The sequence below is a fragment of the Rhizobium sp. TRM95796 genome (assembly GCF_025779995.1).
In the GTDB taxonomy this organism is placed as follows: domain Bacteria; phylum Pseudomonadota; class Alphaproteobacteria; order Rhizobiales; family Rhizobiaceae; genus Rhizobium_E.
Map to the genome: position 1 here is coordinate 1 of NZ_JAOXHE010000023.1, position 9,589 is coordinate 9,589.

9 protein-coding genes, 2 pseudogenes and 1 other annotated feature are annotated in these 9,589 nt (G+C 57.1%); of the genes and pseudogenes, 5 read left to right on the plus strand and 6 right to left on the minus strand.

Features of this window, described 5'->3' with window-relative positions; genetic code table 11:
- Positions 1-160: 160 nt before the first annotated feature.
- Positions 161-859, minus strand: a pseudogene (locus OCK01_RS26165) (IS3 family transposase); the annotation flags it as partial.
- Positions 422-531 (minus strand) — a sequence feature (AL1L pseudoknot). Its footprint overlaps the pseudogene before it by 110 nt.
- A gap of 191 nt (positions 860-1,050) precedes the next feature.
- Here OCK01_RS26165 and OCK01_RS26170 point away from each other — a divergent pair.
- From OCK01_RS26170 to OCK01_RS26190, 5 genes and pseudogenes are all read left to right on the plus strand, one after another.
- A pseudogene (locus tag OCK01_RS26170) lies at positions 1,051-1,694 on the plus strand (ABC transporter ATP-binding protein); the annotation flags it as partial.
- Positions 1,609-2,433: an ABC transporter substrate-binding protein gene (locus OCK01_RS26175; protein WP_263826530.1), complete on the plus strand. Its 825-nt coding sequence runs from the start codon at positions 1,609-1,611 to the stop codon at positions 2,431-2,433. The pseudogene OCK01_RS26170 and the gene OCK01_RS26175, both read left to right, overlap by 86 nt.
- Positions 2,434-2,447: 14 nt before the next feature.
- Positions 2,448-2,654, plus strand: coding sequence for a hypothetical protein (locus OCK01_RS26180; RefSeq protein ID WP_263826531.1), 207 nt, complete (start codon positions 2,448-2,450; stop codon positions 2,652-2,654).
- Positions 2,655-2,822: 168 nt separating this feature from the next.
- Positions 2,823-3,428, plus strand: a complete 606-nt coding sequence (locus tag OCK01_RS26185) for an HAD family hydrolase (protein WP_263826532.1) — start codon at positions 2,823-2,825, stop codon at positions 3,426-3,428.
- Between the two features lie 27 nt (positions 3,429-3,455).
- Positions 3,456-3,632 (plus strand): hypothetical protein, encoded by a 177-nt coding sequence (locus OCK01_RS26190; RefSeq protein WP_263826538.1) that lies wholly within the window; start codon positions 3,456-3,458, stop codon positions 3,630-3,632.
- A gap of 250 nt (positions 3,633-3,882) precedes the next feature.
- Here the strand turns inward: OCK01_RS26190 and OCK01_RS26195 are convergent, their stop codons facing one another.
- The 5 genes from OCK01_RS26195 to OCK01_RS26215 all read right to left on the minus strand — a co-directional run bounded on the left by OCK01_RS26195 (position 3,883) and on the right by OCK01_RS26215 (position 9,134).
- Complete coding sequence (locus OCK01_RS26195) at positions 3,883-5,082, minus strand: ATP-binding protein (RefSeq protein WP_412179072.1); 1,200 nt, start codon at positions 5,080-5,082, stop codon at positions 3,883-3,885.
- Positions 5,083-6,006: 924 nt separating this feature from the next.
- Entirely contained in the window at positions 6,007-6,372 is a 366-nt protein-coding gene (locus tag OCK01_RS26200) for a hypothetical protein (RefSeq protein ID WP_263826534.1), read from the minus strand.
- Between the two features lie 261 nt (positions 6,373-6,633).
- Positions 6,634-6,963: a hypothetical protein gene (locus OCK01_RS26205; RefSeq protein ID WP_263826535.1), complete on the minus strand. Its 330-nt coding sequence runs from the start codon at positions 6,961-6,963 to the stop codon at positions 6,634-6,636.
- A gap of 150 nt (positions 6,964-7,113) precedes the next feature.
- On the minus strand, positions 7,114-8,700 hold the full coding sequence (locus OCK01_RS26210; protein ID WP_263826536.1) for a DNA cytosine methyltransferase: 1,587 nt from the start codon (positions 8,698-8,700) through the stop codon (positions 7,114-7,116).
- Positions 8,697-9,134, minus strand: coding sequence for a hypothetical protein (locus tag OCK01_RS26215; RefSeq protein WP_263826537.1), 438 nt, complete (start codon positions 9,132-9,134; stop codon positions 8,697-8,699). Before OCK01_RS26215 ends, OCK01_RS26210 begins: the two co-directional genes overlap by 4 nt.
- Positions 9,135-9,589 lie beyond the last annotated feature (455 nt).

Consider the following 9,589-nt stretch of genomic DNA (forward strand, 5'->3'; position numbering starts at 1 on the left):
AACTCCATCGAATCTTGCAAATCCGAAGGAATCATAACCTCTTGAAATCACCCACCTCTTTTTGAGGCAGCTTCTTAGGTTTGTCCCTCCCCCGACCCTACTTTATTGATCCTGCTGCGCAATTTTTGTGGCAGGATGTCAGTCGCTCTTCCGGGCCGCCCTTGTCCGACACGGTAGTTTTGGCAGGCTTGCCGCGAATGATGCCCTGAAGACCCATCGTTCTCATGAGCCGTGCGAGGGTGCAGCGGGCAATATCGAAGCCCTCCCGCTGCAACTGCCGCCAGATTTTCCGAACGCCCTAAACCCTAAAGTTCTCGTTGAAAACTCGCCGTATCTCGACCTTCGTGGCCATGTCGCGCCGGGCGCGGGCCGACAGCCAATCCACGTCCCTGCGCTTGGCAACGACCTCATAATAGGTGGATGGGGCAATCGGCAGCAGCCTGCAGATCGGCTCGACCCCGAGCACCGAGCGGTGTTCGTCGATGAAAGAAATCATCGCTTCAGTGGGCGGTCGAGCTCCGCCTCCCTGCCCGGCAGGCGAATGCTTGCACTCGCCGACAGGGGACAAAATATGCGGATGCCTTGCGCAAAACTCGTTGGCCTGACGAAGCTCGCGGCTCTCCCGCTCCAGAGCCTTCATCTTCTCGGCCACATCGCTCGGCAGACCTGCTCGCTTGCCGCTGTCAACCTCGGACTTCTTCATCCACTCATTGAAAGTATGCGCCGAGCAGCCGATCTTGGCGGCTATGGATGATACCGCAGCCCACCGCGAAGGGTGTTCGGCTTCATGTTCCGTCACCATCCGAACGGCGCGGGCATGGACTTCAAGGGAGAATTTGTTCGTCGTTTTGCTTGTCATAGACCCTACTTCTCACGAGTTGGGGTCTCCGGCAAACCCAGGGCGGTTCAGTTTCGATCCGCCAGAACTGACCTGCGGCCTTGAGAGGTTATGCAAAATGGCGGAGGCAGACTTTGCTCAGACGTGAATTGCTCGTTGACCTACCGTATTCGGTTTTCAATAATCGCTGTTTTTGGAGCAGGCTATGGATGGACGATGGGCAGATCCGGTTCGATGACCGGTCGCTGACATCGGCGCGCGACAAATTCGCCTTCATGCCCCAGCGCGACGCATTGATGCCATGGCGTAATATTCTCGACAATGCGACGCTCGGCCTCCAAGTCCAGGGACTGAGCCGCGCCGAAGCCGGCCGGCGGGTCACGCAGCTTCTCGACCAGTGCGGTCTCCAGGGAATTGAGAAGCATTATCCTCACCAGTTGTCCGGAGGCATGCGCCAGCGCGTGGCTTTGCTCCGCACGGTGGTGCAGGACCGCAAGATGCTTCTGCTCGACGAATCGTTCGGAGCCCTCAACGCCCTGACGCGCGCCTCCATGCAGCGCTGGCTCGAGGGGATGTGGTAGCGTCATCGCTGGACGGCGCAGCTCATCACGAATGACGTGCGCGAGGCGATCTATCTCAGCGATCGGGTTTACGTGCTGTCGCCCGGACGGCCAGCGTGGTTCGAGAAATACGCGTTCCGTTGCCCCGCCCACGCAGCTTCGCCGATCTCAACGGCGCCGAGGCGGCGAGCATTGAGGCGGAACTTCTCGATGCCCTCATTGGCCCGGATCCCGCAGGCCACTCGGCCGCCGGACCTGCAAAGGCGCAGAACCAGATTTCATCATTCATTCCCTGAAAGGAAGACCCATGTACGCCATCACACGCCGCGCCCTTGTCTCCATGACTGCGATTGCGTTGGCTGCGTTGACACTTTCCGGCCCCGCCGCTGCAAACGACACCAAGACGTCAAGATCGCACTCGACTGGACCCCCAACACCGATCATATCGGTCTCTTTGTCGCCGAGGCGAAAGGGTACTTCAAGGACGCCGGTCTCAACGTGAGGATCCTGCCCTACACCGACGCCGGCGTTGCGAGCCTGGTCAGCAACGGGGCCGCCGATTTCGGCATCGACGACGTCGGCCTCTACAGCCAACGCGCGGCGGGCGCCGACATCAAGACGCCGAAGGATCTCGACGGTCTCACCTATGGCGGCTTCGGCAGCGCCTGGGAAAACACTCTTCTGTCGAGCATTATTCGCAAGGCGGGGGGCAAGGGCGAGTTCAAGACGGTGACGCTCTGCACATCGGCCTATGAGGCGCTGGCCAACAAGTCGGTCGATTTCACGCTGGAGATCCTGACCAGGGAAGGCGTGCAGGCTGAACTTTCGGGAGCCAAGCTCAAGGAATTTAAATATAGCGACTATGGCGTTCCCGACCAATATACGACAATCATCGTGTCGAGCGATGTCTATCTCAAGGCAAATCCGGAGACGGCGAAATCCTTCTTGGCGGCGGTGAAAAAGGGTTATGCCTTCGCTGCCGACAAGCCGGAAGAAGCAGCCGACATCCTGTCGCCGCAAATCCGGACGCGCTGACCGATAAGGCTCTGGTGCATGCTTGCGCCAAGCTTCTGTCGTCGGAGCATTATCTGCGCTCCGAAGATCGGGTGATCGGCGCATTTGACGCAAAAAGGATCGACATCGTCGGCGAATATCTGCTGAGCGCGGGCGTCCTCGTGGACGAAAACGGAAAGGTTCTGACTGAAAAGCCCGATTTCTCCACCTATGCCACGAATGAGTATCTGCCAGCCAAGTGATATTGCGATAGGCGAGGGCGCTGCGGCAAAAGTATCGCAAACCGCCCTTTTCGACGCCAGGAGGCTTTCAGGCGGGCGCTGAACCACGATCATCCGAAAGCGGCGCTCGTGGTTTCTCCTCATCATTCTTGCAGGATGTAAAGCCACGGCGAAAACTGGAGTTATCGAATGCGGCCATTGGAGCTAGCCGAACACGCGAGCCTTCGAGGCGTCAAGTTTGTCCTCACGGATATGGACGAGACGCTGACCTATAAAGGAAGGCTGTCGGCGGCGACTTATTCGGCGCTCGAGGCGCTTCAGGCCGCGGGCGTCATCGTCATTCCGGTCACGGGCGCTCCTGCGGGCTGGTGCGATCAGATGGCGCGGATGTGGCCAGTGGATGGGGTAATCGGCGAGAATGGCGGCTTATTTTTTCGAAGGCGCATCGGGTCGCACGACATCGATCGCGTCTTCTGGCACGACGAGGACAGTCGCCGGCCAGCCTCGGTGCGGCTCGAGCACATTGGGCGCGATGTGCTGCGTGAGATGCCGGGTGCCACACTGGCGGACGACCAGCCCTTCAGGCTGGCCAGTCTTGCTTTCGACAAGCCGGAGGATCCTGCCCAGCGTGATGCCATCCTCCGGACCTTGCAGAGGGCAGGGGCCGATGTCACGGTGAACAACCTCTGGATTCTCGGTTGGCTCGGCGGATATGACAAGCTTGCGATGACCCGGAGGGTTCTTCGCGAGCAATTCGCAACCGACATCGACAAAGAAGCGTCCTCACTTCTCTAATGCGGCGAGTCGACCAATGACGCGCCGATGTTTTCGTTTTTCTCAAACACCGTCGGCGTGAGCACGGTGGTCGACTATCTCGATGAGATGCCGACGTCGCCGCGCTGGATCACCAGAGGACCCGGCGGCGCCGGTTTCATCGAGGCCGCGCATGCTGTGATCGCGGCGCGTTCCTCGTCTTCAGACCGTCGGATCCAGGAGTGAAGCGGCGGATCTATGCCGTTCAGATAATACTGGCCGACGGCACTGTATTTCCAGCGGACCGGGTCATGCAAAGTATGGGTTCGCGCGTCGCGCCAGAAGCGGTCGAGATTGCAAGGTTCTGACGGTCTGAGCGTCAGCACTGGCTCTACGAATGGCGATACGAGCGGTCGTGTCGCCCACTGTGCCGGCGCGGCTGACAGATATATTAGCGAATGGGAGACCGTTTTGCGTAAAGGTTCCATAAATCTAATTATGCTGCAAACGGCGATTTTAGGATCTCGCGGACCTCGTTGACTGCGGATCGTAAGGTACGGACCTTGATCCCGCCCTTCGCCGAATAATCTTCGGCGCCAGCGCCAACAACAATTCTGTTTTCAACTTCAAGATCGTCACAAGCCAAAAAGAAGCCGCGCTCCACTTGCGGTGCGCTGGCGCGTTTGACCTCGATTGCGACCTTCGGCTTTCCTGCTTGCTCGAATACGAGGTCGATCTCGGCGCCGTCGGCCGTCCTGTAGAAAAGAGGCGTCACTTCAGGTCCGGCAGCAGTGATCAGCGTCTCGATCACAAACCCCTCCCAGCTCGGCCCTATGACGGGGTGGCCCAGGAGTTGATCGAGCGTGCCGATTTCCAGGAGAGCATGCACCAGGCCGCTGTCCCGGACATAAATCTTTGGCGACTTTACAAGACGCTTGCCGAGATTCCCGCTCCATGGCTGGAGCCGTCGAACCAGCATGAGGTCCACCAGAAGATCAATATACCGGCCGATCATCGGCGCCGAGACGCCCAGACCCTGAGCAAGCCGCGCGCTGTTCAGCGTATTGCCCTGTCCGTTGGCCAGCATCGTCCACAGCCGCCCGATCGTTGTCGCCGGCATGCGTGGCGCAAACATCGGGACATCGCGCTCGAGGTAACTTCGGACGAAGGCCTGGCGCCAGAGATAGCTGTCCTCATCGGTGTCTGCGGTCAGGCTATCGGGGAAACCACCGCGCAGCCACAACCGCTCGATGTCGATAGAAGCCGCGATTGCCTCTTCCACTCCGATGGGCGGCATTTCGAGATAGACGATCCGACCGGCCAGGGTTTCTGATACCTGTTGAATCAGATCCAGAGACGCCGATCCCAACAACAGAAATTGCCTCGCCCTCTCCCCTCGCGCGCGTCGATCGTCTACAATTCCACGCAATTCGGCAAACAGTTCAGGCAGACGCTGTACCTCGTCCAGCACCGTAAGATGTCCGGCCTGGGCCTGGAGGAATGCTTCGGCATCTTCCAGCCTGCGGCGGTCTGCTGTGCGCTCGAGGTCGAGATAGATCGTGCCTTGTACTTGATCTTTGAGCTTGCGTGCGAGCGTGGTCTTGCCAACCTGACGTGCGCCGACCAGGGCCACGACGGGCGCCCGCGTCAGAGCGCGCTCTAGGGTTGTTTCAATTTGAGGTCGTGGTATGATCATGACCGTAAATCGTAAATCACAGTTTTGATTTGCGGTCAACATGGAGGGGCTCAGCTCCATAGTGCGAGCAAATGTATCTTCCATTATGCGCGCCTTTAAGACGCTTTCATATTGGCAGCACGCTCCTCCGCCACAATAGACAATCCTGGGGCCATACAAGATCTATGGCCCGCACTGGCTATATGGCTACATGGACGTTGCTGTTTGGAACGGCGTGTTGCAAAGTTTGTGAAAGGACGCACTGAAGCAAAATTGACTTAGTGCTTTGCGCACCGTTCATATTTCGATTTCCAACAGAGCGAGCAATTCTCAGCCAAAACATGCGTTGCTCGGTATACCGTCCTTTGCAGTATCCCTTGACGTTTTCTTCATCTTTCCGCCAAAATTTGGAAGCTTGGACATGTTTCAACACTTGGAACGTTAAGCTGTCCGCTGATGGTCAGCAGGCTGTTGACTACGTGAATGCGCGATCCACCCAGACTGAGCAGTCGTTGGAACGATGCCAGCGCGCTATTATCCCGATTAGCTTAGGCTGGCCTTGGAGGCCAAGTCAGCATGTCATCATGTAAAGTCGCGGGTATGCGTTGAGCGCACTTCTGTTTTGCACTGCAACATCTAGCGCCTAACGATAGGAGCCGATATTACACTGGTAACGAAGCAATGCTGCTCCTCCCGCAGCGCTTCGGCTCAGATGCTGCATTCCTCCTCCTCAGCAGCATCGAAGGGAACAGTGGCATTCCTCCTCCCAGTCGCTGATCTGTTATTTTGGAAAGCCTGCCGCACCTCCTCCCGCGGCAGGCTTTTTCATTTGGCCTCTTACTCCAATGTCGAAACGCTTGCTGCGAGAGATCCGGGAGTTTCGGCTAGGAGCGGATTTGGCATGATGCCCTCCTGTCAAGCAGGAGGGCAAATGACGAAGCAGCGTCAGGCTGGCGCTTGGTTCCCCCCAGTCATTGCCTCAATGACCGTCCACGCGATGCAGCGTTCAAGATCGCCCGCTTCCATAATGGCGCTGGGAGCCTTAAACAGGATCCTCGGCATGTCTGGCATTGCATGCACTGCTAGCCATGGCGTGAGCTTCGGCCTTGGGATGGATGTTTTAGTGATTTGCTTGACGATCTTCCACATCGGAGCACTCGCAGCCTGGGTCCACGCCATGTAGCAAGAGAAGAGCCAGAGGCCGGAATGATGGAGTGTGAAGCCGCAGGAGCCAGGCGCCACGCCCTGAACCATTTTGACGGTCCAGCCCGTGTTTTCGATCTCACCGCCAGCGCCCATGACATAGGGCATGAGCGTATCGATCGTGCTTTGGGAAACTTCATGACGTGGGCTGGTACGGAGGTGGCCCGTGAAAAGAGTCAGGTGTGCAATAGTCCGCATTGCTGTGGCCTTTCTTTCTTGATCAATGGAAAAGAATGGAACGGCGAGAGCCGCCCCTTCATCTCTGCTGATGCAGAGGACACCTCCGCTCACGGAGGTCCCACCTATGCGGTGGATTACAGTTGGCCTTTGCGGGCGTGGGAGCCGCCCCCTTGGGGGATCCGGTCGCGATCAAGCATCGTCGACATCGAAATACTTGGTGACCGTGTCTGGATCAGCATTTTGTTCAGCGAAACGCCGGGCTTCTTCTGCGGATATCGGCCTCAGCCCCTCGCCTGAGGCTATCGTGTTGTTGCCCAAAGACCTGCTCCATCGTGAGCGCGGGCCGCCGTGGCCAGCAATGAAAAAACGTCCTTTTTTTGTCTGGAATAGCGTTGTGCACTCGTACGTGAAGTCACCGACATCCGCTGTGCTGTAGTAGGTGCAAATCTCTATCGCCGTCTCGGTGTTGTACCTAAGACCGTCAACAACTTGCGAATAGTTCACATTACGTCTGCTCATTTTTTCTCCGATCATTCCGCTTGCTGCTTTCGGGCCAAGCTCCGCCCGTGAGCTTGAGAGGATCCCAAGCCCATTTGAAGTCTCTGTCGGTTGCGTCCCTGGATGGTCGACGCAACCGGTATTACGTTGAAAATGCTGTTGCGCAGGCTCCTATGGAGGCCCCTTCATCCGGCTCCGCGCGACCATCGTAAAGGTCAGAGAAGTCTTGCCGATTTCTATAACTTGCGATGACCAGAGCGGGTGAGGTGTCGGCTCCGTAACCCGCATGGGTGCCGCGATCGTGGCGCGTGTGTCGACTTGCCGCTTGCCTGTTTTCACACGCGTCGCGGTTTTTCGCACGTTGGCGGGACGTCTGCGGTGTGCTTCCATTCTCTGGCCGACCGCCCGAAACAGGGCGCGCAAGCCGCCACGATCGGGGATCGTGTGAACCGGCGCTGCTTCTTTACCAGCCCTTGTGGATCGCCACTCCTGGTGCACTTTTAGTGCGTTGCGTATCCGGGCTCGGCTTCGCGGATCTAAGGCGGCGAATTCTACCGTCGTCTCAAGCGTATAAAGCTCATGGCGATGGTCGGCGAGTATTCGCCCCTTTAGAAGCTGCCAAGCCTCGCGAAGGCTGCTTATAATGTTTTGGACGGCTCTCTTGCCAAGCTTTTTGGCTTTGCGAAGCCAGTCAGGTAGGGCGACATCGATCGGTGACTGCTCGCCTCGTGCCCGCTGCATTACCAGCGTTGCGATAGCGCATGCCAAGGGTGACGGCACCGCGTTCGCAATCATCTGATCAATTTTGCGCGCGTCTCCCCCGGCGCTCCAGTCCCACGATAGGGGGAAGCCTTGTACCAGTGCAGTTTGGGCTCGAGTCAGAGTTCTAGCCTGCGATGGATGCGCGGAATCGCGAGGATGCAGTGTCCGCAAATACTTTGGCCCTGGGCCTTCTCTTGAGGTCCGAATGATCGCGGCAGTTGGCTCGTCGAGCGTGCGAACGCCTCGGCCATCTCGGAACGGACGCATGTAAACGTGACCAGCGGCCAGAAGGTCCGCTACTTCATCGAAGTGGCGCTGTGGCACAGGTCTACGGGAAGCTGCCCGGATTGTTGGCATGGGTTCGTCAGGACTAAAGACGGACCGCCGGTTCGGGTAACGGGCGTGTGAATAGATGTGGTCGGGCGCCTCTTCCGCAAGCACCTCGCGAAGAGTCGTCTGCTGCGGGGACGCGGCTGCTTCGACTGCGGCTTCCATAAAACCGTCGGCTTCACCTATCCGACCGATCACGAACACGCGTTTTCGCGCTTGAGGCACGCCGAAGTTGGAAGCGTTGACCGTTGAAATGCTGAGACCGTAACCCGCATCTTTCAAGATTTTTTTTGCGTCGGCCCAAGACTTTGATCTCAGCATCGGCGCTACATTTTCGATAACGATCCATTTCGGTTTTGCGATCGCAGCAATCATTGCGAATGTGACCGTCATGGCTGCATTATCGCCCTCAATGCCCTTTCCAGCGTTCGAAAAATCTTGGCACGGAGGGCCGGCGAAAAACGCGTCGGCGTTAATGTCGCGCACCAACGCGGCTACAGACCTCACGTCATTAATGTCCATTAAATGCGTTGGGTGCTCGAGGTTTGCGGTATAGACTGCTAGCGCTTCCGGAGAATTATCAATAGCTCCTACGACTTCAATTCCTGCTGTCGTTAGGCCCAGGGACATTCCGCCCGCGCCGCAAAAAAAGTCCACCGCCCTCATATTGCGTCTCCTTCGATCAAAGCGAACGCGACATAAGCCTTTAGGCCCTCGGCTTCGGCGTGAAGCTGATGTGATGCCAATTCCAGGCCGTCGAGGACTATCGTGGCGATCCACGGCGCTTTCAGCATTCGCCGGTCGGACCCGCGATGCAATTGACTTCGCGCGGCCGCCTCTCGGCAGGCTTGCTGCCATAACGTGACAGCGGCTCCCTCCGTGCCTGCAAGAAAGGCCCGCAACATCGGGGTTCCGTGTCGACTTAAATCAAATCGCCAGGAGCCTTCCGCCTTAGACACCGACACATGCCAGCCGGTCTCGCCGACCTTGCCGCCGTCGCTGAGGCATCCTCCAATATAATTCAGTACCTCGACGGACATTTCGGTCCGCTTCACCAAAATGCTATTATGAGTTGTATTAAGAAGACTCTCAGATTTCATGTTGACCTCAGTCGTTCTGCCTATGGCTAACAATCGTTCACAAGTCATAAGAAAAGTCAACAAAAAAATAATCGTTTATAATCATATGGATGATGCCGATTGAGTCGATGTCGATATCGAATCCTTCACCGTTTGAAAGTGACTCAAGGATTCAGCATTAGTTGAATATGCGCAAAAAATGAGACTTGGGTGGCATTGTGAAGGATTCAATCCTAGATCGAATCCATGTCGTCTCATCGAATCCTTCAAATGAAGGATTCGTTCGCACCTTCCGATATCGTCGAAGATGTCGCAGGAATGTCCGTTTTTTTAAGCTGTCTCGCTGTGTGCGTGACCGAGTCATGGGGGTATTTCAGATTGTCGACACGTTGAAACAAAGTAAGCGGTCAGCTGATGCCGTCAGTCTTGAAGTTCCACGGCATGAGGGCGTCGATTTCGGATGCGGGCCAGCCTTT